Source organism: Vibrio sp. Makdt (assembly GCF_027587015.1).
GTDB classification, from domain to species: Bacteria; Pseudomonadota; Gammaproteobacteria; order Enterobacterales; family Vibrionaceae; genus Vibrio; species Vibrio chagasii_B.
In genome coordinates this window covers 185,595-211,413 of the sequence record NZ_JAPPTH010000011.1, presented here as the reverse complement: position 1 = coordinate 211,413, position 25,819 = coordinate 185,595, and the positions used below count along the sequence as shown (strand labels likewise).

22 protein-coding genes and 2 pseudogenes are annotated in these 25,819 nt (G+C 44.8%); 9 read left to right on the top strand and 15 right to left on the bottom strand.

The features are described from left to right. Positions 1-99: 99 nt before the first annotated feature. The gene (locus tag OH460_RS15515) at positions 100-1,416 is read right to left on the bottom strand and encodes a MipA/OmpV family protein (RefSeq protein WP_269998417.1); all 1,317 of its coding nucleotides are present in this window, start codon (positions 1,414-1,416) and stop codon (positions 100-102) included. A gap of 81 nt (positions 1,417-1,497) precedes the next feature. Between OH460_RS15515 and OH460_RS15510 the strand changes: the two genes are divergently transcribed. From OH460_RS15510 to OH460_RS15500, 4 genes and pseudogenes are all read left to right on the top strand, one after another. Further along, a complete protein-coding gene (locus tag OH460_RS15510; protein WP_081090302.1) occupies positions 1,498-1,962 on the top strand; it encodes a hypothetical protein in 465 nt (154 codons plus the stop codon). Between the two features lie 23 nt (positions 1,963-1,985). Next, positions 1,986-3,171, top strand: a pseudogene (locus OH460_RS27450) (alkaline phosphatase family protein); the annotation flags it as partial. Positions 3,172-3,251: 80 nt separating this feature from the next. After that, a pseudogene (locus OH460_RS27445) lies at positions 3,252-3,974 on the top strand (alkaline phosphatase family protein); the annotation flags it as partial. 110 nt (positions 3,975-4,084) lie between these two features. Beyond that, positions 4,085-4,534 carry a tellurite resistance TerB family protein gene (locus OH460_RS15500; RefSeq protein ID WP_008222106.1) on the top strand — a complete coding sequence of 150 codons (450 nt, stop codon included), beginning with the start codon at positions 4,085-4,087 and terminating at the stop codon, positions 4,532-4,534. 113 nt (positions 4,535-4,647) lie between these two features. On the opposite strand, the gene OH460_RS15495 is transcribed toward OH460_RS15500, so the two are convergent. The 4 genes from OH460_RS15495 to OH460_RS15480 form a co-directional block, all read right to left on the bottom strand. Next, entirely contained in the window at positions 4,648-5,085 is a 438-nt protein-coding gene (locus OH460_RS15495) for a hypothetical protein (RefSeq protein ID WP_102426187.1), read from the bottom strand. After that, on the bottom strand, positions 5,075-6,013 hold the full coding sequence (locus OH460_RS15490) for a winged helix-turn-helix domain-containing protein (RefSeq protein WP_269998410.1): 939 nt from the start codon (positions 6,011-6,013) through the stop codon (positions 5,075-5,077). The genes OH460_RS15495 and OH460_RS15490 overlap by 11 nt, the downstream gene beginning before the upstream one ends. 65 nt (positions 6,014-6,078) lie before the next feature. Then, positions 6,079-6,759: a hypothetical protein gene (locus OH460_RS15485; RefSeq protein WP_105059348.1), complete on the bottom strand. Its 681-nt coding sequence runs from the start codon at positions 6,757-6,759 to the stop codon at positions 6,079-6,081. A 15-nt stretch (positions 6,760-6,774) separates the two neighbouring features. Next, positions 6,775-7,131 carry an antibiotic biosynthesis monooxygenase family protein gene (locus tag OH460_RS15480; RefSeq protein WP_116870363.1) on the bottom strand — a complete coding sequence of 119 codons (357 nt, stop codon included), beginning with the start codon at positions 7,129-7,131 and terminating at the stop codon, positions 6,775-6,777. A gap of 186 nt (positions 7,132-7,317) precedes the next feature. Here OH460_RS15480 and OH460_RS15475 point away from each other — a divergent pair, with 186 nt between their 5' ends. Then, positions 7,318-7,848, top strand: coding sequence for a cytochrome b/b6 domain-containing protein (locus OH460_RS15475; RefSeq protein ID WP_269998407.1), 531 nt, complete (start codon positions 7,318-7,320; stop codon positions 7,846-7,848). Positions 7,849-7,981: 133 nt separating this feature from the next. On the opposite strand, the gene OH460_RS15470 is transcribed toward OH460_RS15475, so the two are convergent. Next, positions 7,982-8,512: a 3'-5' exonuclease gene (locus tag OH460_RS15470; RefSeq protein WP_269998406.1), complete on the bottom strand. Its 531-nt coding sequence runs from the start codon at positions 8,510-8,512 to the stop codon at positions 7,982-7,984. A gap of 87 nt (positions 8,513-8,599) precedes the next feature. After that, on the bottom strand, positions 8,600-10,138 hold the full coding sequence (locus tag OH460_RS15465; protein ID WP_269998404.1) for a sensor domain-containing diguanylate cyclase: 1,539 nt from the start codon (positions 10,136-10,138) through the stop codon (positions 8,600-8,602). A 350-nt stretch (positions 10,139-10,488) separates the two neighbouring features. On the opposite strand from OH460_RS15465, the gene OH460_RS15460 reads away from it, so the two are divergent. The 3 genes from OH460_RS15460 to OH460_RS15450 all read left to right on the top strand — a co-directional run bounded on the left by OH460_RS15460 (position 10,489) and on the right by OH460_RS15450 (position 16,055). After that, positions 10,489-11,121: a DUF2760 domain-containing protein gene (locus tag OH460_RS15460; RefSeq protein ID WP_019822547.1), complete on the top strand. Its 633-nt coding sequence runs from the start codon at positions 10,489-10,491 to the stop codon at positions 11,119-11,121. Further along, positions 11,121-13,049, top strand: a complete 1,929-nt coding sequence (locus tag OH460_RS15455) for an Hsp70 family protein (RefSeq protein ID WP_061031615.1) — start codon at positions 11,121-11,123, stop codon at positions 13,047-13,049. The genes OH460_RS15460 and OH460_RS15455 overlap by 1 nt, the downstream gene beginning before the upstream one ends. Before the next feature lie 153 nt (positions 13,050-13,202). Next, entirely contained in the window at positions 13,203-16,055 is a 2,853-nt protein-coding gene (locus OH460_RS15450; RefSeq protein ID WP_269998398.1) for an Hsp70 family protein, read from the top strand. 157 nt (positions 16,056-16,212) lie between these two features. Here the strand turns inward: OH460_RS15450 and OH460_RS15445 are convergent, their stop codons facing one another. The 8 genes from OH460_RS15445 to OH460_RS15410 form a co-directional block, all read right to left on the bottom strand. Next, positions 16,213-16,428 carry a hypothetical protein gene (locus OH460_RS15445; RefSeq protein WP_105059341.1) on the bottom strand — a complete coding sequence of 72 codons (216 nt, stop codon included), beginning with the start codon at positions 16,426-16,428 and terminating at the stop codon, positions 16,213-16,215. A 235-nt stretch (positions 16,429-16,663) separates the two neighbouring features. Then, positions 16,664-17,137 carry a DUF2947 domain-containing protein gene (locus OH460_RS15440; RefSeq protein ID WP_004741544.1) on the bottom strand — a complete coding sequence of 158 codons (474 nt, stop codon included), beginning with the start codon at positions 17,135-17,137 and terminating at the stop codon, positions 16,664-16,666. 141 nt (positions 17,138-17,278) lie between these two features. Then, positions 17,279-17,866 carry a ribosomal protein S5-alanine N-acetyltransferase gene (gene rimJ / locus OH460_RS15435; RefSeq protein ID WP_004741545.1) on the bottom strand — a complete coding sequence of 196 codons (588 nt, stop codon included), beginning with the start codon at positions 17,864-17,866 and terminating at the stop codon, positions 17,279-17,281. Positions 17,867-17,884: 18 nt separating this feature from the next. Then, the gene (gene tyrR, locus OH460_RS15430; RefSeq protein WP_008222267.1) at positions 17,885-19,429 is read right to left on the bottom strand and encodes a transcriptional regulator TyrR; all 1,545 of its coding nucleotides are present in this window, start codon (positions 19,427-19,429) and stop codon (positions 17,885-17,887) included. A 144-nt stretch (positions 19,430-19,573) separates the two neighbouring features. Further along, the gene (locus tag OH460_RS15425; RefSeq protein ID WP_269998393.1) at positions 19,574-20,647 is read right to left on the bottom strand and encodes a YcjF family protein; all 1,074 of its coding nucleotides are present in this window, start codon (positions 20,645-20,647) and stop codon (positions 19,574-19,576) included. A gap of 15 nt (positions 20,648-20,662) precedes the next feature. Continuing rightward, entirely contained in the window at positions 20,663-22,036 is a 1,374-nt protein-coding gene (locus OH460_RS15420; RefSeq protein ID WP_269998391.1) for a YcjX family protein, read from the bottom strand. Positions 22,037-22,245: 209 nt separating this feature from the next. Beyond that, entirely contained in the window at positions 22,246-22,431 is a 186-nt protein-coding gene (locus OH460_RS15415) for a hypothetical protein (protein ID WP_008222261.1), read from the bottom strand. 164 nt (positions 22,432-22,595) lie between these two features. After that, a complete protein-coding gene (locus OH460_RS15410; protein WP_004741550.1) occupies positions 22,596-24,113 on the bottom strand; it encodes a fumarate hydratase in 1,518 nt (505 codons plus the stop codon). Between the two features lie 254 nt (positions 24,114-24,367). Between OH460_RS15410 and pabB the strand changes: the two genes are divergently transcribed. Further along, positions 24,368-25,741 carry an aminodeoxychorismate synthase component I gene (gene pabB / locus OH460_RS15405; protein ID WP_269998387.1) on the top strand — a complete coding sequence of 458 codons (1,374 nt, stop codon included), beginning with the start codon at positions 24,368-24,370 and terminating at the stop codon, positions 25,739-25,741. Positions 25,742-25,819 lie beyond the last annotated feature (78 nt).

Here is a 25,819-nt window from a genome sequence, read left to right as displayed (position 1 = left end):
GAATAGTTAATTATCAGTGACCAATAGTGATTAGCTCTTTTCTTTAATGATAAAAAATGCCGCTCTATTTGGAGCGGCATTTTTAGTATATGTAATACTTTAGAACTCGTATTGGAAGTAAACCGTGTTGTAGTTACTGCCACCTTTGATACGTCCAAACTGGGACGCATTTTCAAAGATCGCCGAGCGGTGATGTAGTGAGTAACCAAACCATAAATTGTTAAGGTCATTCTTACCGATAAGGTCACCGACGTTCACATCAAATGAGAAGTCCAAATAGTTTAACAGGTGGCTTGCCGTGTAGCCCTTACGATCCATTTCAGAGCCTTCGATATAAGTAATCGAATCTATGTAAGACATACCCTCTGCGACACCGAATCGCCACTGAGTTGGCCAGTTGAAGGTGTAGTACGCTTTAATTGCAATGATGTATTCCGTGCTACTGGATTGAACCTCTGAACTCCAATGGTGAGCGATACCTGGCGTTAAGTAGATATCCAACGGCAAACCAAAGATCTCATCAGTCAAAGGGTGGCCATAAAAGAATGATGTGAGTTGGTTATTGTACTCGTCTTTCTCGGTGTTGAATTTCATGATGTCGCCGATATTCGACGGCGTTGCCCAACCATGCGCGACTCGTAAATAAGGTGCGTTGCTTAACTTAGGCTTAGGCGCTTTCTCTTTGTCATTAAAGAAACCAAAACCAAGGTAAAGTTCACCCTGATAACGATCTTCGATAATGGAAGAGTCGTAGGCGTTATCATCCAATCGAGTCACACTGGTTGAACCCAATAGATAAAGGTTGGAGATAACATGGTAACGCGCTTCAACGCCAAGATTTAAATCTACACCTGCACCGATCGACTGACCCGAAGCTGAGTAGTATTCACTGTTAAAATCCGCACTCTTATAGCGCAGTGTTGCGCTTGGGTAGAACTCCCAATCGCCAGTTTCGTACTTCGCTTTCGCACGCAAATTGCTGTGAAGGTTGAATTCACTATCACTCATGATTTCCGTTTCAATCGCCCACTGTTCGTCCAACTGGTATGTCAGTTGTCCACCAAAGTCAGCGGTATCACCTTCAATTGCATTCTGTTCAGAAGCAGGGATATCAATAAAGCGCATTCGAGATATGGCATTAAAAGACCATTTTTCATCTTCGGTTTGATATAGGTAAGCGCCCATTTCCGTGCCATCAATGAACACGTAGTCGTTTTTAAAGAACAACATCGGAACAAACGAACTTACAGTCTTATCACCACCAGACGTGTCATACGGGATACTGGCAGTACGGAACATTGCCGCAATGCCCCACTCTTGCTCTTCAGCAGCCCACGCCACGCTATTCGCTAAGAAGGCGTTACTAAATAGAATCGTCCCATACGAGATGAGCTTCGGTGAAATTTTGCGCTTCATTCTTGTTTAATTACTCTTTGTAATAAATTTTGTGGTACTGGTTAGACATTTATTGACTATTCTAGCCAACAAATTTTAGGTTTGATCGGAATAGACCGTTACAATGAAGAATATTCTCGGTTAAATGAAAGTATTGTGAAAGTCTCAGAATTACAAAACATTATAGACCACTTACCCAATGATTCCGACCCAGATATCGTTATGGGTGAGGAATGGTTGCCAGAGCGACTGATCAACACAAAATTAGACGGTGAGATGCTCTTTCTTGAATTCGATAACGCCCCTGAAGAAAACCAAGGGGACAGCGAAGGTCGTGGCTTTGTTGAGCACGAGATCGCAATGATTCGAGAAAAACTCGAGCAAGTTTTGGATGAGCCTTCTGATACCAAAACGAAAGCCGACGCCCTGTTAGCAATATTTCTGATGGGACATGAACTTTCCAGTTCAGAAGTTATCGAAATCTTGGAATCAACAGAGCCGGACATTGAACCCAATGAACATGAAATGGCCGCTCCAGAATACAACGCCCAAGCGCTGAACGACTAACCACCAAAGATTTAGGAATCGACTTGAAACGCCCGATGACATCTTCTCTTCCCTTCTTACTCGCTGGCCCTATTTTAAGAAAGACGACCGCAACTGAGGTTGTGCTTTGGGTTGTTACGAGCACACCACTCAATGGTAATGCTGAGCTATATAACCAAGGCCAAGAAGCCCCTTTCTATACCTCACCACTGAGCGAACATGAATCGATTCAAATCGGTACACATGCTTGGGTAAGCCTGATTCAACTAAAGGGTGAGTTTCCAACCGACACGCCTTTGGAATATCAGATAGAGACTGATCAAGGCGCGTTAACCAAGTTGGCTCCGCATTTAGTGTACCAAGAGCAACAAGACACCACTGATGCACCAAGAATAGCCTTTAAGATCTCAACCAGCGCCGACTACATCTTGCATGGTTCCTGTCGCAACCCTCATCACCCAAGCAAAGACAGCCTAGTCGCAGCCGATAAGAAAGTTGAGCAGCAAGCCGTATTAGAGCGTCCAGATATGCTGATGATGAGCGGCGACCAGATATACGCTGATCACGTTGCCGGTCCAACACTCGATGCGATTCATCAAGTGATTCAGCTGCTTGGATTAGTGAGCGAAGCACTACCGACCGATTCATTAGACGGAAAAATCGATAGCAGTGAAGCTCTGTTTAACAGCGACTATCACCTCTATCAACGTGATCATTTACTACCGCACCATAACACATCACATTCATTGCTCGATAAGTTGTTCCCTAAACGCGGAATACCCATCTTCAGCTCCACTGATTGTGAAAATCACTTGGTGACATTGTCTGAATTTATTGCCATGTATCTGCTGGTTTGGTCCCCGACCTTGTGGCAGTGCATTAACCGCGAACGGTTGATCGAGAATAATTTCATGCAGGCTGGCCGCCAGCTCACACCAGCCGAGCAGCAAAAATGGCGTGATGAAAGTGTCATCATCGATGATTTCATCGCCGGTCTGCCGCAAGTACAGCGTCTATTTGCTCATATTCCAACGTACATGATCTTCGATGATCATGATGTCACTGACGACTGGAACCTCACCGTTGGTTGGGAGCATGCGGTGGATCAAAATCAGTTTGCGACACAAGTCATTGGTAACGGCCTTGCGGCTTATTGGATGTGCCAAGGTTGGGGTAACGCACCGGAGAACTTCAACCACGATTTTATGGAGCAAACGAAAGCGCTGTTCTCGGAGTTGTTGAATACCAATCAGAGCGAAAAAGCTATTGAAGCGCCTATTGGGCAACTCGAACCTGCAAGACACAAACTGTATCTTGAAATGCTCGATCGCTTTGAAGAGTGGCACTACACCATCAACACTTCGCCGAAAGTGATTGTGTTGGATACTCGTACCCGCCGCTGGCGCTCCGAGTCTCGGATGAACAAACCGTCCGGCTTGATGGACTGGGAAGCATTGGTTGAACTCCAACATCAGTTACTTCATCAAGATAAAGTGGTGATTATCTCCGCCGCACCGATGTTTGGCGTGAAGTTTATTGAAACGCTGCAAAAGATGGCTACCACAGTAGGTAAGCCACTGGTGATTGATGCTGAGAACTGGATGGCGCACCCTGGTAGTGCCAACACGCTGATTAGTATCTTTACTCATACCAAAACACCAACTAACTTCGTGGTGCTTTCTGGTGATGTGCACTATTCGTTTGCTTACGACATTAAGCTTAGATATCGCCGCAACAGTCCAAACATTTACCAAATAACTTGTAGCGGCATTAAAAACCAGTTCCCTGCGCCATTGCTAAAATTCTGCGACGTATGTGACCGGCTGTTGTATAGCCCACGCTCGGTGCTTAACTATTTCACCAAACGTAAGCGCTTAAAAATAGAAAAGCGAAGCCCAGACAACCAAACCTTCTATCGCCTTTCGAACCGCAGCGCGATTGGTGAATTAAGGCTAGATAGCGAAGGCAAACCACAATCCATCACCACCCTAAGCGGCGATGGCAAGGTCACACGCTTTCCAGAGCCAACCTAATATGTTCCTTATTGCTGGCTTATACGTAATGTCAGTTTTAAGTAAAGGGGCTTGCGATCACACTCTGTAGGCCCAATAGTTATATTATTCACCATTACTGGAACGCTCTTATGTTTAATTCACTTACATCGTTATTTAAACAGTTGGTCGAAGGCTCTGATTTAGGCAAAACGCCTACTGCCTCACCAAACTTAGCTATCGCCAGTTTGTTATGCGAAGTCGCAGGCGCAGACCATGAGATCAACGAATCAGAACAAGAAGCGAAGTTGAACTTACTGCAACGTCTGTTGGGCATTACGGAAGAAGAGTCGAAAGCCTTGTTACAACAAGCTGAGCCGCAAGTTGAACAATCTGTTTCTTTGTATGATTTCACCTCCCAACTGCGTGAGCTATCACAGCCAGTGCGAATCGACCTGATTAAGGCAATGTGGGAAGTGGCTCATGCCGATGGAGAGATTGATCCACTTGAAGATTCAGTGATCAGAAAAACCGCTGAACTGCTCTACGTTGACCACAAAGATTTCATCAAGAGCAAACTTGACGTACTTGGCGAAGACTAAGCCAATCATGCAAATAAGCAGCGTTAGGCAATGAACCCAACGCTGCTTTAGATTATTAGTAACACCCCATTCCAACCAGAACTCACTAATCGCCTCAGTGCGCTGCATCACAATCAACGCATTGCCTTCCCGTAAAGAATGCCATTGAGCTCTAAGATCGCACCGTCTTTCGTAATGTACGCACCTCGCTGATCGGAGATCAAAACACTACGCTTGTTGTCATGGTGCTTGATAAACAGATTTTTAACGTTGAAGGTTTGATTCCCGTGGGCTTGGTGCTGTTCAAGCTGATAGAAATAATAGTGATTACCCCAACGCAAAAACACACCAAACAACTGTTTGGTTTGCACGACTCGTCCGTTTCGGTCGTAGCCAACATAGCGCATTTTTGAGCGTCCGTTTTTTAGCTCAAGGGTCAAAACCTCCCGACCATAATTATCGTACTGGCTTTCAAACTGATACGAACCTTTGGTCGCTACTCCGGAGACCAAGCCAAACGCTAAGATCACAAATACAGTTACAACAATCGGCAGCCAAAAGTTACGCTTCATCTGCAGTTCCTTCTACCTTTTCAGCCTCTTTCTGACCTTGTGAGCAGCGCCTAGATTTGAAATCTGCGCTAATGTCTTGCCAACCACTTTCGTCTAACACCACGACTTGCATGCCACCACACTCTATACCCATACGGTGGAGATAGATCGCCTCTACACCAGGCTTAGCAAGTGAGGTTAAGTCTTCCACCAACTCTGGTTCTAACTCGACATTGTCGTGGTATACATCGACACCCTTGATGGAAGCTCTTTCCATAAACAACCCAAGATAAGACAAGATAATGACTATAAACAGACTTACCGCGAGTCCGCTAACAAGCGGCATAAACTTAGAAGATGCATGCTTGCCTTGTGCTTGAGTATTCTCTGATAGCCCGTGAGTGTCAGCTGATTCATTTAAATCAGAAGCTGATTTTGACTCCAGCACAGTGGATTCTGAGCAAGTAGAATCCTCCTTGTTTCCCAAACTGGCAGAATTCGGTATGTCTTTGTCTTGTTCAGCAAAGTGTTCTGATGCTGCTGATTTTTCTGACCCTATAAGGCTTTCAGATACGACACTGCTATCAGGTGCGACAAAGCTCTCAGGTGCAACAAAGCTATCAGGTACGGCACTATTCTCAGGAGCAACAAAGCAATAGCCTTCCTTTTGTACCGTAATCACTTTGCAGTCGGACCCTACTTCTTTGAGCGCACTGCGAACATTTTTGATTGCGACATTCAGAGAGCTGTTAGTAACAATGCGCCCCGGCCAACAATGCGTTAAAAGGAATTCACGACCTAAAGTTTGTGAGCAGTTGTCCATTAAATGCTTTAAAAGCAGACACTCTGATGGCGACAATGTCACGACTTTATTCAATGACGGGTTAATCAATTTACGGTCATCAAGTTCAATAACCAAATCATACTCTTGTAATTTATTATTATTCATAAGGTGAGCTAACACTGTTAATAATCTCACCTTAGAATAACACGAGGGTTTACATTAATTCAAAATCACAGGGATAATTTAAAGCCCAATTCACTGACATTGACGCTAGCGAAGCCTAATTTAACCGCGTTAAGTTCATTAGCAATATCAAGAGCATGTTGCTCATCCTTTGCCAATACCGCGATAGAATATATTGGTCGAATCATCGCTGTCTGATTTGGCTTCGGCTCGGCAATAGATTGATTTTTTATATAAGCCGAAGTAATCACGCCTTGAGTGCTCCAATCGACCACTTTTTGTAAATCAACACTAATAATTTTATCTACCAGCATTTGATCTTCAGGCTCTTTCCAAGTCAACTCAATCGCATAGTTTTTAAAAGCAACTTGAGTATCTAGCCATTTACTTCCGATGTCTCTTACTTCTGTTATTTCAGCTAGCTCTTTAAATTGAAAAGGAAGATTTCCAATAACACGTCTGACTTCCTCTTCACTATCGGCTTCCATTACAAATTTAATTATTGGAAACTGCTTTTCGCCAATAAAGCTTTCAGAAACAAACATATCGTGAATTAAGCCAGCATCAATTAAGTTAGCAAATGCTTTCTTCTGTTGAGGCATCACATCAAATACAGCTTGAGCATCTTGTGTTTTCCAAGCAATCGATACGCCATAGGCAGCTGAATAGCTATTAACCGAGAACAAAAAGCTAAAAATAACTAAAAACAGTCGTGGTACATATTTCATTCAGGACACTCTCTATTAATTTCGGATAACTTCGTAAAGGTTAGGATCAGCAGTAACGCCCTCAAGATTCAGAGCAGGTAGCTCCTCTCTCATTACAGAGATGGCATCTATGAAGTGCTTTTGGCTTTCCCAGTTTGCGACGTTTACGTAAAGGTAAGTGGCGTCTGTGCTTAACGCTCGATGTAACGTAGTAGAGATATAACCGGGTTGTTGAACTAACACGTCTCTAGCACTTTCCCAATAGGCTAAGGTTTCTTCATGCTTACTCGCATCTACCGAAAATGTGTTGATAAGCACAACGGGCTGTGCAAACGCTAATGAACTTATACTTAATAAGCTCAATGCGATGGAACTTTTAATAAACCGCTTCATAGGACCTCCGTTGGTTAGATGTTGCACACGCTAACAGAGATAAAAGACTCATCAAGAGCTAAGCTAACGATTTAATATTAATTAAATGGCTATCCGATTATTAATATTAAACATTCGACAAACACATCCATAACAAAGCCATGAGAAATATAATAGATTTTTCACACGCTAATAATGGAACTCGTGATGTTCAAAAAACGATCAAACAATAGAGTAAAGAATAACCTCACTAATAAAGTCGATTTTCTTCACTGGGGGATGTTTGGTGGGGTAATGCTAACGTTAACTCTCGGTTTTATATCAAGCCGACTTCTGCCTTTCTCAGACAAGTATCCAACGATTTTAATTCATCAGATACTCGGCTCAATTGTCCTTATTCTCATCAATATATTGATTGCAAGAATGTTAGTTAAACCAGAGCCAGAGAAGCGCAAGCTCACCTTGCCTAAAGTAGTTCAATTTGTTCAAGCAGTTACATTGACCTTTATCGCTATATCAGGTTTAAGCATGGCACTGATTGATACGCCAGTATTCAGTGTGTACTCATGGACATTTAGCGATAGTGCAACCTCTAGAGAAGTATTTTCTCTACTGTTTTTGATTCACGCTACTGCGATTAAAGTTTTTATGTCGTTAGTGACATTACATATATTGGGGGCACTGAAGCATCACTTCTTTGATAAAGGCGATAAGCTCAAGGTAATGCTAGGGAAATAAATATCTTAATACGCGAACGATGATGATTTATTTAGTCGCTATGGTAATAACAGCCCACAGGAAAATGTAAAAAAGCCACCTTATCCAGGTGGCTTTCTTATATTTCGAAGTAAATATTAATATTCGCTTATTGCTAAAGCATCGTCAGAGCAAGCTTCGCAAGGTTGTAAGCATCAACATAACCAGAATGCTGGCGCCCTTCCCACTCGATGTCTTTTGCTTCTTGAGCCGCTCGATGGCCGATGCGTTTGTCTTTCAAGCGGTTCTGCACGCGATAAAGCGTCGCAATGTTGATGAACTCGCTAAATGGTGGCTCGATGCCTTTCTTTTGACACTCTTTGTGTAAAATCAGGTCATCGCGTCCCCACGCAGCATAGATCTTGTTTGGACCACCGAAGTTCTTGATCATCGATTTGATGACTGACTCTAGCGGACGACCCTGCTTTTCGATTTTGCGTGGAGTAATGCCGGTTAGCTCGGCACAGAACTGAGAGACTTCGTCTTTTTCTGGCTTAACGTAGTATTGCGCTCGTTTCACGATGGTTCCAGATGCTAGATCAATCTCAGCAAGACCCACTTCAATGATCTCGCCTGTTGTTCCTACACCATTTTCGCTCCAACAGCACATTTCCAAATCGAAACACACCACTCGATTGTGATTCATACGTCGCCTAATTCTCTCGTAAAAAATTTTGTGAAATTGTACATGAGCCCAATACAGAACTCGACCCCAGTTGCATCAAGTGCTCACTTAGCCTGCAATTGTGACTCGATTTCGGCCATTTGACTTACTTTGATAAAGCATACTGTCTGTTTTTTGCAGCAATTCTTCTGTGTCTTCACTGGTATGAATCGCGGCACCAATACTCAATGTGCAGCTTAACTGTTGCCCTTTATGCTCACAATGAGAGTGACTTACTGTATTTAGTATGCATTGTAAGTAGCGGTCTAGCGCTTCATGATTTGAGATGCTCGAAATAATACAGAATTCATCTCCGCCCATACGGAAAAGGTTATCCCCTTCTTTCAGGTTTACCGAAATCAAACTGATGACATGCACAAGCAAAGCATCGCCAGCAGGGTGACCAAACTTGTCATTGATGCTTTTAAACTTATCGACATCAAACCCAATCAAGCTAAATGACTCACTTCGCTTAACCGCCCTATCAAACATCTTATTGAAAGCTCGTCGGTTATAGATTTCAGTTAAGCTATCGTGGTTCGCTAGGAATCGAAGTTCTTCTGTTCTTTTGTCTAACATGCGATACAAGCGCTCTTTCTCTCTGATCTGCATATTAACGATGTACGCTAACAACAATGAGATGGTTGTTCCGACTAAGGCAATTCCAGTTAGTACTAGGTAGCCATAAAAAGAGATGCAGGCATCTATCTTGTAATCGATCTTCCAATTTCGGTTGGTCAACTCGATTGTCTTAGTTATATGGTGACCTGTTACGCCCTCATAGCCTTGAGTTTCAAATAAGATTGGGGAATCTTCGGCTTCGAAACCGGTATCCGTCACACGAATGTAAACATCCATATCACCGACAGCTGATGCCAACAGGTTTTCAAAGTAGTAAGTGGTACGAACTACACCAATCACAACACCAAGTAAGTTATCACTTTCCCCTTCAAACACCGGGTGATACACCAACATGCCTGTCTTAGGTGTATCTGGAGTTAAGCCATCTTGAATTAGGCGTACTTTGTCCGAGATATTCGCCTGGCGCGTCTGTTTGATATTTTCAATAATACGCTTAAATCGCTCGCGTGAAGAGTAGAACCCAATCACTCTGTCATTCGCTTCAGTATTCGGATAAATATCGGTAGCAATAAAAGCAGGCTCACCATCTAACTGGTAACCATAGGTTTTGGCTTCATGTTTAGGGATGGTGAACAGTCGGTAAGATGGATACTTTGCTTCCATTTTCGCGGTATGTTCGGCAATCTCATCTGCCGCAACTTTCTGCATCCACTGCAAGCCAATCAAGCTCTTTGAACCGTTAATGGTTTGCTGTGCGAATCGATCGAACTTGTCCCAATTTTCAGGATCATTCGAATAGAAGAAGTTTGCACCCGAACCTATGTAGGCCACATCATTGTCGATAAACGCTTCCAAGCTCAGTGTTTGGTGTTTAGCAAAACTGTCCAAATTCATGTTTAAAGCACGATTTTGGTTAAGTGCGACGAATATAAAACACAACACTGTTATCAAAAAACTGACCGAAAATACGACCAGTGGGAGCGTCCGTCTCTTCAACCCTGTTAGTGGGTCGGTAGTGTGTGGCATAAAGGTTCCAATTAGGCTTCGATGAGCTAAAAGTATATAACGGAAGGGAATGATGCTCCATTTAAGTTTTCGTCCTAAAAATGACATAAATCGTGCACAGTTTACTTCGCCCTTACATCGCAGGTTAACAATCGACCAAATCTCGACTAAATTTCAAGCTAACACACTCAAAAACCACTTGTTTGAAAACATAAATTACCACTCTTAAGCCTTGAATATGCTAGTATCCATTCATATTTATAGCTTGAAAGCGACCATTTTGGTTTTGTGCCAATGCGTTTCTTTCCAACCTGTATATTCCATAAAACCGACGAATATACCGTTAAATCAATTTAAAGAGAAAAATCACTATGATCGTTGATTTGAACCTAATCCCACAGACGTTTGATATGCTTCACGCAGGCCTTACTGCATCAAGCGTTTTACTACTGCTAATTGCCGTTTCTCGTAAAACCAAAGTGGTTGAGAAAGTCGTAGAAAAACCAGTAGAAAAGATCGTTGAAGTTGAAAAGCCAGTTGAAAAGATTGTCGAAGTAGAAAAAGTTGTTGAAGTAGAGAAAGTCATCGAAAAAGTAGTAGAAGTTGAATCTAAGCTGGCAACAGCACCAACAGATTCTGCAATGCAGCTACTGTCTATCATGCAACAAGAAGCGCGACTAATCGACTTCCTAAAAGAAGACCTGACTTCGTTCTCTGACGAAGAAGTTGGCGCAGCTGCACGTGTTATTCACACAGGCGGTCAAAAAGTACTAGCAGACTACGTAACGCTTGCTCATATCCGCAGCGAAGATGAAGAGACTCGCATCACAGTAGCTGAAGGTTTCAACCCTCAAGAAATCCGCCTAACAGGCAACGTAACAGGTAACGCACCATTCAACGGTACACTTGTTCACAAAGGCTGGAAAGCAACTGACATGAACCTACCTAAGCTTGCTGAAAACTACGATGCATCTGTAATTGCACCGGCAGAGGTAGAGCTATAATGGAACACCAAGAACATTCACAAGAACAGCAAGCACCTAAATTCAGCGTTGGTATCGATTTAGGTACTACACACTGCGTTTTGTCTTACATTGACACAACCAATGAAGATGCACGTGTTGAGGTAATGCCAATTCCTCAGCTTACGGCTCCTGGTACAGTAGAAACTCGCAGCCAACTTGGCTCGTTCCTATACCAACCGCACGAGCACGAAATGAACGAAGCATCACGTGTTCTACCTTGGTCTTCTGAGCCAAAAGCACTGGTTGGTGCGATTGCTCGTAACCTTGGTTCTAAAACCCCTATCCGTTTGGTCGCTAGTGCGAAATCTTGGCTATGCCACGGTGGTGTAAACCGTCGTGATGCTTTCCTTCCTGCAGGTAGCCCAGAAGAAGTAGAAAAAGTATCTCCGCTTAAGACAACTGAGCTTTATCTTGAGCATCTTAAAGACGCTTGGAACCACGCGAACCCAGAACACAAACTGGCAGACCAAGACGTAACGATCACGGTTCCTGCTTCGTTTGACCCTGCCGCTCGTGATTTAACAGCTGAAGCTGCACGTAACGTTGGTTTCACTCATCTAACGCTTTTAGAAGAGCCTCAAGCAGCGCTTTATAGTTGGATCGATAACAGCAACGACAAGTGGCGTGACGAAGTAGACGTTGGCGACATCGTGCTGGTTGTGGATATCGGTGGTGGTACTACCGACCTTTCTTTAGTTGAAGTGACTCAAGACGATGGCAACCTGAGCCTGAACCGTATCGCTGTAGGTGAACACATCCTACTTGGCGGCGACAACATGGACTTAGCTCTGGCTTACCGCTTGAAGATGAAGCTAGCACAAGAAGGCAAAGAGCTGGCACCTTGGCAAGTTCAAGCGATGACTCACGCATGTCGTGACGCAAAAGAAGCGCTACTGAACGATGCAGAGCTTCAAGCTGTGCCAATCGTGGTTCCTAGCCGTGGCTCTAAGCTACTTGGCGCGACGCTAAAAACAGAACTGACTCAGCAAGAAGTACAACAAACATTGGTTGATGGCTTCTTCCCTAAAGTTGCTGTGACTGATCACCCGGTACAAAAAACGCGTGGTGCACTGACTCAAATGGGTCTGCCTTACGCACAAGATGCTGGTATCACTCGTCACATTGCCGCATTCCTTTCTAAGCAAGCGAACGCGCTTTCTGGAAATGGCGAAACGGCTCAACAAGATTTCAATCCGTTTGCAAATATGCCGGGCATGCCAGGTGCTGAAGCGCCTGCTGCTGACTTCATCAAACCAACAGCAATCCTGTTCAACGGTGGTGTTCTAAAATCTAACCTACTTGCTGATCGTCTTTCAGACACAATCAACGAGTGGTTGATCAATGCTGACGCTGAATTTGCTAAACAACTTTCAGGCCTAGACCTTGACCTTGCGGTTGCAAGTGGTGCTTCTTACTACGGCGCAGTACGTCGTGGTCAAGGCGTTCGTATCCGCGGTGGTATCGCTTCTGCTTACTACGTAGGTATTGAAAGCGCGATGCCTGCAATCCCAGGTATGGCTCCTCCTATGGAAGCTCTGTGTGTTGCACCGTTTGGTATGGAAGAGGGCTCAAGCGTTCAAGTGCCTAGCCAAGAATTTGGTCTAGTGATTGGTCAGCCAGTTCACTTCCAGTTCTTCGGCTCAACAACTCGCCGTGAAGATCAAGCTGGTACTCATCTTGATCACTGGGCGCCAGAAGAGCTCGATGAGCTTCCTGAAATCCAAGTAACACTGCCAGTTTCTGAAGGCCGTCGCGAAGGTGAAGTGGTTCCAGTAACTTTGGCTTCTCGCGTTACTGAGCTTGGTACTTTATACCTAGAAGCGATTGCCACTGATAATGGTCAGAAATGGCACGTTGAGTTCGACGTTCGTGAAGATTCGAACAACGACTCAAACGACGAAGCATAATGAATCAACGGCACCTTAGCGGGTGCCGTTATTTTATCAATACCGCTCCCAATTCAGTCCTACCTGTTTCTCAGGAACGACGTATACGAATAACAACAATAAGACCAAAACTATCAACACACTGGTCATCACTCTGGAAGAATAAGGTTTTGTATGGCAACTCCTCGTTTTTTAGTCGGCATTGACTTAGGTACAACCAACACTGTGGTTGCCTACTGTGAAATTAACGACGACCTACAACACGCTCCCGTTTCCCTTTTCGAAATCGATCAGCTTATTGGCCCTGGTGAAGTGGTTCGTAAGCCTCTCCTCCCATCGTTTCGTTACCACCCTGCACAAGGTCAAATCTCCCCTTCAGACCTAACTATGCCGTGGGAACCAAACCCAGTTGAAGGCGATATCAAGAATGTTATCGTTGGTGAGTGGGCGCGTGAATTAGGCGCGAAGGTTGAAGGTCGACAAGTATCGAGTGCGAAGAGTTGGTTATCGCACCAAGCGGTGGATCGTAGCTCAGACATTCTCCCTTGGGCTGGCGCAGCAGATGTCGATAAAGTATCGCCAGTTGTCGCGAGTGCGAGCTACCTGAATCACATTCGCCAAGCATGGAACTACCGTAATCCAAGCAACAAACTTGAAGACCAAGATGTTGTGGTAACGGTGCCTGCATCATTCGATGAGACAGCTCGTAAGCTGACACTTGAAGCCGCAGAACTTGCAGGCTTAGGTAAGATTCTATTGCTCGAAGAGCCTCAAGCGGTTTGTTACGACTGGTATGCGCGCCACCAACAAACGGCGGCGGATGAGCTTCAACAGATCCCGTTGATCTTAGTGTGTGATGTCGGCGGTGGTACTACCGACTTGAGCTTAATTGAAGCCAGCTTCAATGAGAATAGCGATGCAGATAATGCTGGTCATAACGAGCTAGCACTCGACCGTATCGGCGTTGGCGAACACTTAATGCTAGGTGGTGATAATCTAGATTTGGCCCTCGCTCATCTTGCAGAGCAGCGCTTCAATCAAAACAAAAAACTGAATGCCTCCAGCCTCACCAAGCTGATTCAGCAAACTCGAGCAGCAAAGGAGAGCCTGCTTTCTGCTGATGCGCCAGACGATGTCAAAATCACTATGCTTGGTAGCGGTTCGAAGCTATTAGGCGGCACTAAGAGTATTGGCTTAACCAAGCAAGAAGTTCATCAAATCGCATTGGAAGGCTTCTTCCCACTCTCTGAATTTACTGAGACACCAGACAAACGTCGTAGCGCGGTGGTTGAGTTCGGCCTGCCTTACGTTGCCGATCCTGCAGTTAGTAAGCACGTTGCTGAATTCCTGGCAACACACCAGCAAGTGTCTAAAGCGGCGCTACAAAATTCAGATGCGGTTCAATTCGATGACACGAAACCTGCTATCCCTGTCGGTGTGCTGCTTAACGGCGGTGTGTTCAACAGTGAGCTTGTTACAGAGCGTATTACTCAACTCCTAGGCAACTGGAACGGCGCTCCAATCACAGTATTAGATAACCCTCACCCAGATTGGTCAGTTGCCCTTGGCGCGGTTGCGTTTGGTAAGGCACGCCGTGGTGCCCAACTTAAAATCGGGGGTGGTGCTGCTCGCTCTTATTTCTTACATCTACAAGAAAAGAACAAGATGGGTAAAGCGCTGTGTCTACTTGCTAAAGGTACAGAAGAAGGTCAAGAAATCCGTTTGAATAGCCGTCGTTTCTCTTTGACGCTGGGCGAACCGGTTCGTTTTAACCTACTGACTTCAACACACGATCAAATCGCTCACGATACTGCGATCCAAAACGGTGTAATGGTCGATGTTGATCCTGACCTATTCTCCCCTCTTCCACCTTATATATCTACCTTAGAAGGTTCGGGTACTGCAGAGCTTCAAGCCAACCAAAAAGAGCGCGTGGAAGTACTGCTCGCTTGTCAGTTAACCGAAGTCGGCACACTGAAAATGGAGTGCGTGAGTACTGAAGATGACTCGAAACGTTGGTTGTTAGAATTTGAAGTCAGAAACAAGCAAGGTGAAGAATCCGATAACTCTAAACTTCATCCAAGATTGGATGAGTGTAAAGAGCTGATCTCTCGCCTCTACAGCGGCAATAAGAAGAGTGCAGAATCGAAAGAGATCAAGACTCTGTCTAAAGATCTTGAGAAACGACTCGGTAAACGCGATGAGTGGGATTTCACCACTCTCCGTCATCTATTCGATAGCTTCTCGTTAGGTCGCAAACGTCGTCGTCGCTCAGAGGCACACGAGAAGAACTGGCTGCGTTTAGCGGGTTACTCGCTGCGCCCTGGCTTTGGTGATCCAACGGACTCATGGCGTATCGAGCAAATTTGGGGCCTTTATCAACAAAACATCCAGTTTAAGAATCACCAAGGTTGGACGGACTGGTGGGTCTTCTGGCGTCGTGTTGCCGGTGGTTTAAACCAAGAGCAGCAAGAGACAATCTTGGCCGACATTGCTAAATACCTTCACCCAGGTGCAATGAAGAACCCTAAGAGTGCTAAAGATGCTCAAGACAATGGTTATGAAGCCATGGTTAGATTGGCGGCATCCCTTGAGCAACTCGAAGTGGAAGACAAAGTGCTTCTTGCGTCTTGGTTCCTAAGCAAAGCGATCAATCACAACCAGTTTGAACAAGCGCATTGGTGGGCGCTAGGTCGACTGGCTTCAAGAACCCCTTTGTATGGCAGCCAGCACAGTGTGATTCCTAGAGAGCAAGCTGAGCAGTGGTTACCAAAATTACTTGAGCAGAACTGGCAGAAAGAGCAGATGATTGCCTTTGCCGCAGTGATGATTTGTCGCAAGACTGGCGACCGACAGTTCGATATCTCTGACGATTACCGTAATCAAGTGATTGAGAAGCTAAAGCAAAGTAAGGTTCCAGAGTCTTGGTTAACGCTGGTTAGTGAAGTAACTGAGCTGTCCGAGAGCGAATCTAAGCGTGTGTTTGGTGATGCTTTGCCAAGCGGCTTGAGCCTAATCAACAGCTAGGGCTAAATGCAGATATCGCTTCTACGCAGCTAGAAAAGAAAAAGCCACTTTCGATACATTGAAAGTGGCTTTTTTATTGGTGGCTAAAGGCTGGTGTGTGTCGTTGGTACTTAGCTTTCGGGTTAAGAGCCTCAGCCGTGTTACAGTTAATCATTGTTTAATGTTTCGTTCCGTTTGGGTTGATAGTAAAGTCTGTATTCTCATAGATGTCAGACAGTTTTTTTGGTTTCTTTTCTTTTGCTCCTTTATTGGATTGATTATGAGTTTCGCTCAAAAGCCATTCCTCATGCATTTTTGCTGAATCCAAGAATTCTGGATCCTCCATTGCTTCCTTGCGAAGTTTATTTACACGTTCGAGAGTATCCCAAATCATAATACTTCACCTCCACTAAGGCAGTACTATAAATATAGTCAATAAGATGAAAACCTCAACGTTCCCAATGAGATAGCGATCTCAGTTCTGGAATTTTATAGTTTAATTTCGGCTGCCACTAACAACGAAACTAGCCGTGAAACAGAGGATGTTATCGGCGATCCTCTGCGATCTTTAGATACAAAAAAAGCGAGCACTATGCTCGCTTTTCTACCGTTTAAAATTCGTTTTCAGCTTATGCTCGGTTACCGATTTTCACAGTACCATTCGTCGCAAACCAAAGCGCTTCAGAGCGACGACGGCCTAACAGAATTGGACCATCATCGTAGAACAAAAAGTTCTTCCAATGCTTCTTGAAAACGGCCCATTTGGTTTCAAGAACATTATATTTTTCATAACAAAAATAAACAGTTACGTCATCTTGCCAGTCAATAAAGTTAAGGATCTCTTCTGGCATTTCCGGCTCATCGGCTTCCCAATGTGCCATCCAGCTGATCTCTTCTTTCCAGTTCGATGCCTTGCTAGGCCAATCTTGCGAGCTTAGTCGCTCAGCGTCTGGACTTTGAGGACTCACGTTCTCTTTCCAAAACTGAGACGCTCTTGCCTGTGTCATTGGCTTAATCTTTTCCAAGTCCTCAGCCGGAAGCGGCATCGATTGGTGAGTAAAAATCCATTTTCTTTGGTATTCGTCCAAAGTTGTGTATGACATCAAAATTCCTCAAATATCTTCTCAGGCCAATGGCTCAACCATGGCTCAATGTTCTTTTAATACAGGCAGCAACGCTACATCGCTTACTATTCGCTGCCTTTTTAAATCACTGCTCGTTTGTGAGCTTATAGACTGCGTTATCTATATGTTGCGTCTATCTTCCCAATTAGGATTTACGAGCGCTGTCAGTATGTGGTCTTCCCATTTACCGTTAATTTGTAGGTAATCTTTAGCAAAACCTTCACGTACAAAACCGAGATGCTCAAGTACGCCCGCACTTCGCTCATTGTGAGGCATATACCCCGCCATTAGGCGATGCATGTTCTGCACGTCAAACATGTAGTCTTTCGCCATACTAAGACCTCGGCGCATGTAACCATGGCCCTGAGCTTGCTCTGCGAGTGAATAGCCTACGTTACATGCATAGAACGGGAAACGAGACAAATTACTGAACGAGATAGTCCCTAACATTTCGTTAGTATCGGCATTAATCAATAAACAGTAGTAGCCGAGCCCCATTTTATGAAGCTCGTTTAGCTTAATTAGGCGCTGTGCCCAGCCTGTTCTCTCAAAAAATGCATCTTCACGAATCGGTTCCCAAGGTTTGAGATACTCTCGATTCACCTGAAAGTACTCACTGATCATCGTCGCATCGTCTATCTCAGCGGTACGTAGAATCAGATTTCCATCTCGCTTGTAAATGCGTTCTGGTGTGCTCAAATCTTCCATAATTTAGGTCTTATTCGATCAGTTCTTTCTGATACCGTAATCACGAAGCTTATTCGCAATAGAGGTATGAGACACGTTCAAACGCTTAGCTAACTTACGACTTGATGGGAATGACTGGTAAAGCTTCTCCAAGATCTGAGACTCATAGTCTTTCATGATCTCATCCAGAGAACCATCTAAGCTCAAGTTCGCCATGCCTGTTGTCATGGTTTCTAACTGAGGCAAGTGGAACTGCTCAACCGTTAGCGTGTCTGAATCCAGTTCAGTAAGCGCACGTAATACCATGTTGTCTAACTGACGAATGTTACCCGGCCATTGGTAATTACCAAGTTGGTCGATTAACTCTTGAGTAAGCTTAGGCTTTAACATACCAAGCTGCTGTGCGTATTTAGCTACGAACAGTTCCAGTAATGGTGCTACGTCGTTAGAGCGTTCACGCAATGCTGGAATAGAGAGAGTTAGTACATTCAAGCGATAGAACAAGTCTTCACGGAACGAGCCAGAATCAGCAAGTTCAGAGAGGCGGTGACGCGTTGACGCAATAATACGAACATCAGCGTGCATCTCTTCTTCTTCGCCCACACGACGGAATGAACCATCTTGTAGGAAGCGAAGCAGTTTGATTTGTAGATGTGGGCTCATTTCGCCAATCTCATCTAAAAATACAGTACCGCCATTAGCTTGTTCGAAAATGCCTTTATGACCTTGTTCATGGTTGAATGAACCCGGAGCGTGACCAAACAGCTCGGTTTCTGCTACGTCATCAGGCATCGATGCACAGCTCAGAATCAAGAATGGGAAAGACGAGCGGTTTGAGCGGTTATGACACGCTTTCGCCAACATCTCTTTACCTGTACCTGTATCGCCTTCAATCAGCAGAGGCTGATCAAGCATCGCCAGTTTCTTAGCTTGGCTGATTAACGCTTTATGGCGATTAGAGACACCAACAAAATGCTCAAAGCCTAAGTTGTTCTGTTCAGGAATCGCATCGGGCGTATTCATCTCTTGGTTGCAAGAACGAATCGTCATCACCGCGCTCGCCAGCACAGGCTCGTTGACGTCACCACCCAGATAGATAGGTAGGATTTCAATAGAGAAGTCTAAACCGTCCAACACAACAACTTCACGGTGGCGTGTGACTTCACCTTCGATCCAACGACCAAAGTTAAAGCTAGGTACGAAGGATGCGAGTGGCTCGCCAATGACTTCGTCTTCTTGCTTGCCAAATAGGTTGAGTGCAGCGTGGTTTGCCATATCGACTGAGCCTTTAAGGTCAATCGCAATAACGGGATCAGGTAGGTTAGCAAGCAAAGCGATCAGCTCAGTGTTGTGCCTTTCGCTTGGCATGAATTGTATTTTTCGTACATCCTTTACACCTGAAATTCGACGAATTTCAGCCATAAGTTCACTAAAAGCATCAAAATCAATATCAGGGCAGTTCAGGTAAATAATGCCTTTAACATCGATTTCGATTCCTCGTAAATCAATGCTTTTTGAGGCCAAGATATCGAGCAACTCACGCGTTAAGCCGAGTCGGTCTTCACACAATACTTCAAGACGCACAAATAGTCCTATTATAGGTGTCAGGATAAGTTGACAGTAGTGTGAATTAAGGTCTGAGTTCAGTCAAGAAGAAGAGTAAACATATGTTTACTCTTCGCTCGCAAACCACTCAATGTCATACATTTTGTTTCAAAGACGTACGTTTTATTTGAGGGTGATACGCTTTATTTCAGAAAGGACGGCTTTGCGCATGTCGGCCAGTTTTACTTTGCGTTCATTATGCCAAGGCATAGGGCGAAGTAGTGTCATGGCCTTTAGACCCAATCGAGCAGTCAGGATACCAACACCCAAGCCCTGCCCTGCTCTCGCTGAGACTTTACCAGCCAGATCCATGGAAACTAAGTCCATACTTGCATCAATCGCGAGTTCACTTGCCCCCGCAGCTGCCATGTTGATTAACACCAACTTAAACAGTTTGATGCGTGACCAGTACCCAAGTTCAATGCCATACACATCAGCTAGCTTGTCGATCATTGTGAAGTTACGCCAAGCCACCAGCAACATGTCGGCCGCTGCTAATGGACTCACCGCCACCAAAGCTGCCGATTCAGTCGAGAACTTAGTAACAATTTGAGTCGCCACTTTATCTTGCTGGGCAACAACTAATGCATCGTACATATCCAACACTTCGGCATCACTGTGTGCAGGGTTGATGCTGCTTCTCCACTTATCGAACGCCGGAGACTCCGCAATAATGCCGCCCTGCTTAGCGATGTTTTCACAGAACGCTTTGCCTTTGCCGACACTTTGGCTTTGTAGCAGCTCTTCACTCTGCTCTTGAACGCTAAAGTGATCTTTCAATGAGCGTAGTTTCCACAGCTCTTTGCCGATTGCACCCAAGCCCAGTGACGCGATTGCCGCGATAAAACCGGCCCAACCGAGTGCGAGCCAATCTGCTGATTGAACCGCCGTGATGACAGAATCAATCGCTTGCCAGCCCACTAAGCCTGCGAAAGCAACCATTAAGCCAGAGCCCAACCACTTTCTCTTTTTGCTTGGTCGGATGATTTGTTCTAGTTGTTGCTCGGCTTCGCCATCTAGCTCGCTCTCAACCTGTGGTGCTACGGGTACAAATTTTTCTTGTTCCGTAAACAACTGTTGGGCGCCTAATTCTGGGGTCGCTTCGCCCACGCCTTGTTTACCAAAAGCACTATCATTGTCATCGAAAGAGGTCTTCAGCGGCTCATTAAAGACCTGCTTTGTTTTTAATTCACTCATCTTTTATTGCCTCAATTACTTCAACTTATCGCCAATGAGATACTCTAAAACCTTATCAATTCTTAGGTGTTGGCAAGGTTCATCAGAATGTTGTTCCATTGGCCTAAAGCTCGTGAAATCAAACTGGTTAGTTTCCCAGTACTGCTTGTTCGGCAGCTTGCGTGGTACCTCACCCGGATACATAGTCTGCGGAACGTTATCCAAAGTAACACCTTGCAGCGCTGGTACATTGTCCGAGCCTGACGAGATATAACCTGCGCTGGTCGCTTGAATAGAAGCGATGCTCATGCAGCTCATATCGATATGCTCAAACGCCGCCTGTTGCCACGCTGGGTGTACCATCTGTTGCAGCAGTGACACCAAGTTTGGGTGCTGATCTGGTGTTACATGGTCTGCCTTAGTCGCTGCAAACAGGATCTTGTCTATCTTCGGAGCAAACAAACGTCTCAGGATATTGCTTCGACCATATTTAAAGCTCTTCAGTAACTGTTCAAGTGCACCACGCATATCCATGAAAGAATCGTAACCTGCATTGAGTGGCTGCAAGCAATCCACCAACACAATTTGTCTATCGAAGGTTGAGAAATGATTCTTGTAGAACGCTTTAACAACCTTCTGTTGATACTCTTCATAACGAGCTTTCAGCACCGCATAGTTACTTGTTTTCGAAAATTTACCTTCTGGTGCTGCGCAGGGGAAAAACTGCAACACAGGCGCGCCTTCAAGCTCACCAGGTAATACAAATCGCCCCGGTTGCACCCAATGTAGTCCATTGCTCTTACAAGTATGGAGATACTGAGTGTAGCTATCGGCGATGGTGACCAGTTTCTTCTCATCAGCTTCAGCCAATAGGTCAATGTCGCCAAGCATTGCACTCCACTCTTGCGAGTAAGTTTCTCGGTCACCTTTTAATGCGGCAAACTGAGATTGACTCCACGTTTCAAAATCCATGTCCAGTAACGGTAAATCAAGTAACCATTCACCCGGATAGTCAACAATATCGAGATAAAGGGTACTGTTTTTACTCAGTAACTTCTTCGCGCCTTTTGCCGGCTTATATTTGATGGCTAAGCGAATTTCACTGACATCACGCGTTGGTACTGGCCACTCTGGTGGCTGACCATTTAATGATTCCATCGCTTCGTCATAAGAGAAACGCGGAATCATCATGTTGTGTTGTGGGATGCGCTTTGCACCAATAATTCTTCCATCTCTCGCTGATGCAAGAAGCGGTAGATTCTTATGAGTAGAGGTATGAAGAAGTTGGTTAACCAACGAGGTAATGAATGCTGTTTTACCTGCACGAGACAGACCCGTGACCGCTACTCTAATGTGAGAATCCGTTCCTCTGCTTATAAAGTCACTCATTTCTTGAGTTAGGTGTTTCATTTGAACGACTCCGTGATATTTAGGCAAGCTGGGTATAATGATAGAGAGGCAAGCCTATATTCTTTCCCTATTGGGATAGTTTGTATGCTGTTGCTTGTTCTTTTGCTAATAGTGGTGAGTATGCAATACCCATTCTTAATGCTAGATGAATAAAAGCCCCTGACTACATTCATAATCAGGGGCTTTGAAATTTTTTAATGAGTAGCAGACTAATCATCTTCTATGAGCTTGTAGATAACAAACAGTGCTATCTCAGCAATCAACCACAATACACATGTAATGGTTACGTATTTTTCGTTAAAGATGCTGATTCCGTGCAAGATCAAATCGTAACCAATGAAACTACCAATCACCACTGCCAAGATAATTTGTAGGATCTGAATAAAACGAGGCATTCCTCTCTCCTATGTTCTTATATCAAACGATGTGTTTATCACTATATCATTGATAATAAGACAAAAGTGCAGATAATGCTGCACTTTTGTCTTTAACTTTCTGTCAAAACTTGCAATTCAAACGCTGGGGTCAGCATCAATTACGACTTTTTGACTTCGGTTGATTAAGCTTTTTCAGCTTCGGCAATTTTCACTTTCCACGTGTCAGGGCCGATCTGGTGAGCGTTTGCGCCCGTTGAGTCAACCGCAACCGTTACTGGCATGTCTTCAACTTCAAACTCGTAAATCGCTTCCATACCAAGATCTTCAAACGCAACAACACGTGCTTTCTTGATTGCTTTTGCTACTAGGTAAGCCGCGCCACCTACAGCCATCAAGTAAACCGCTTTATGCTCTTTGATTGATTCAACCGTAGCAGGACCACGTTCCGCTTTACCGATCATGCCCATGATGCCCGTTTCGTTTAGCATCATGTCTGTGAACTTATCCATACGTGTCGACGTTGTTGGACCCGCAGGACCGACAGCTTCGTCGCCTACTGCATCCACAGGGCCTACGTAGTAGATAAATTTACCTTTGAAGTCGACGCCTTCTGGTAGACCTTCACCGCTTTCAAGCATGCCTTGAATACGCTTATGCGCAGCATCACGGCCCGTTAGGATTTTGCCTGATAGAAGAACCGTTTCACCCGTCTTCCACTCTTGAACGTCTTCTTTGGTTACTTCATCAAGGTTCACGCGACGTGTATTCGCGCCCGCTTCCCAAGTGATGTCTGGCCACTCTTCTAGCTTAGGTGGCGTTAGCTCTGCTGGGCCGCTGCCGTCTAGCGTGAAGTGTACGTGACGCGTCGCTGCACAGTTAGGGATTAAACATACAGGCTTAGACGCGGCGTGTGTTGGTGCAGTTTTGATCTTCACATCAACAACGGTAGTTAAACCACCCAAGCCTTGTGCGCCAATACCTAGTTTGTTTACGCGGTTGAAGATGTCTAGACGAAGCTCTTCTTCTGCGTTCTCAGGACCTTTCTCGATAAGCTCTTGGATATCGATGTGCTCCATCAGAGACTCTTTCGCAAGTACCGCGGCTTTCTCAGCGGTACCGCCGATGCCTATGCCAAGCATACCCGGTGGACACCAACCTGCACCCATCGTTGGTAGCGTTTTCTCCACCCATTCTGCAATGTCGTCAGAAGGGTTTAGCATAACCATCTTAGTTTTGTTCTCAGAACCGCCGCCTTTCGCCGCGATTTGAATTTCAACTTTGTTGCCCGGAACCATATTAATGTGAACAACCGCAGGTGTGTTGTCTTTAGTATTAATACGCTTACCTGCAGGGTCCATTAGGACTGATGCACGCAGTGGGTTATCTGGGTTGTTGTAAGCTTGACGAACGCCTTCATCAACCATTTGTTGTACTGTTAGATCCGTTTCCCACTTCACATCCATACCGATGTTCACGAAACAAGTAACGATACCAGTATCCTGACAAATAGGACGGTGACCTTCCGCAGACATACGCGAGTTAATCAGAATCTGAGCGATCGCATCTTTAGCTGCTTGGCTCTCTTCTTTCTCGTACGCTTTTTCTAGGGCTTGGACAAAGTCTAAAGGGTGATAATAAGAAATGTACTGAAGTGCGTCAGCGACACTGCTGATCACATCTTGCTTACGAATAACCGTCATTGCATGCCTCTTTATTGTTCTAGTTCCATGTGGGTTCACTATTTAACGAATAACGCTAAATGAGATCAGTAGGTTTAGCTTTTTATAATGTTGAGCTGTATTTAGTTGCTTTAGCAATCGCTTGCATAGCTTTAAACTAAACCACTTGGATTACACCGTTCTAATCAAGAACCCATTTTATTTTCAATTTATGATACTCTTGCTTCCTCTCACAAGCCATGCAGTGATCGAACTCTTTGTCACAAATTAAACAAATGAATAACAACGAATTTCGCGCTATCCAAATCAAGCCGCTTGAATATCAACCAACTTTAGCTAAACAGCTGTTTTCTCATATCGAAAACCTGCCGTGGGCAATGCTATTACGCTCTGCTTCAGAAAGCCACGTTGATAGTCGATACGACATTTTAGTTGCTCAACCCATCGCCACCTTCGAAACAATTGGTGCAAAAACCACCATCAATGTTAAAGAGACGTGTGAGGTTTCAGACTCCGATCCTTTTGAGCTACTCGACCAATATCAACAACAGTTGTTACCTGCTACTAGTGAGCATTCAGACTTGCCATTCGTCGGCGGCGCGTTAGGTTACTTTAGCTACGATTTAGGCCGCCGAGTGGAAACACTTCCGGCTACCTCAACACGCGATATTGATGCACCCGATATGGCGGTAGGCCTGTATGAATGGGCAATTGTGGTTGACCACAAGTTGAAGACTGCCTGTGTGGTTGGACAAAACATCGAAGCTCACTGGGATTGGTTATCTCAACAACAAGCTCAACCTCAAGCAGAGCAATTTAGCCTGACGACACCGTGGCAATCGAACATGACCGAGCAGAGCTACGCAGATAAGTTCGATAGTGTTCAAGAGTACCTGTTATCCGGCGACTGCTATCAGATTAACTTAGCTCAGCGCTTCAATGCAAAATACCAAGGCAGCGAATGGTTGGCCTACGAAAAACTAGAACAGTATAACTCTGCTCCGTTTTCTGGTTTCATCCGTCTAGCAAACAGTGCCATTATCAGTGTCTCGCCAGAACGCTTCCTAGAGCTAAAAGATAACGTTATTGAAACGAAACCGATCAAAGGCACTCGTCCTCGTTCTGATGACCAAGTGATTGATGATACTAACGCACAAGACTTAGCAAGTGCAGATAAAGATCAGGCTGAAAACCTGATGATTGTAGATTTACTTCGAAACGATATCGGGCGAGTGGCAAAGCCAGGAACGGTTCATGTCCCTAAATTATTCGATATTGAGAGCTTTCCTGCTGTGCATCACTTGGTTAGCACCATCAGAGCTGACCTTGATTACCAATATTCTGCAACTGACCTATTAAGAGCTTGTTTCCCGGGCGGCTCTATTACCGGCGCCCCTAAAGTCCGTGCAATGCAGATCATTGAGGAATTAGAACCGCATCGACGCTCAGCATATTGTGGCAGTATCGGTTACATCAGCCGAAATGGCAGAATGGACACCAGCATTACCATCCGAACTTTAGTAGCAGAAAACAATACGCTTTATGCTTGGGCTGGCGGTGGTGTGGTATTCGATAGTGATTGTGCTTCTGAATACCAAGAAACGCTGGATAAACTTAGTCGAATCCTCCCTGTACTGGAAGAGTGCTAAGTAACACCAGTTTACTGACCGCTTAGTACAAGTTCTAAGCCAAAGCGAAAAGCAGAAAAAAGCCGAAGTCATCTAAAT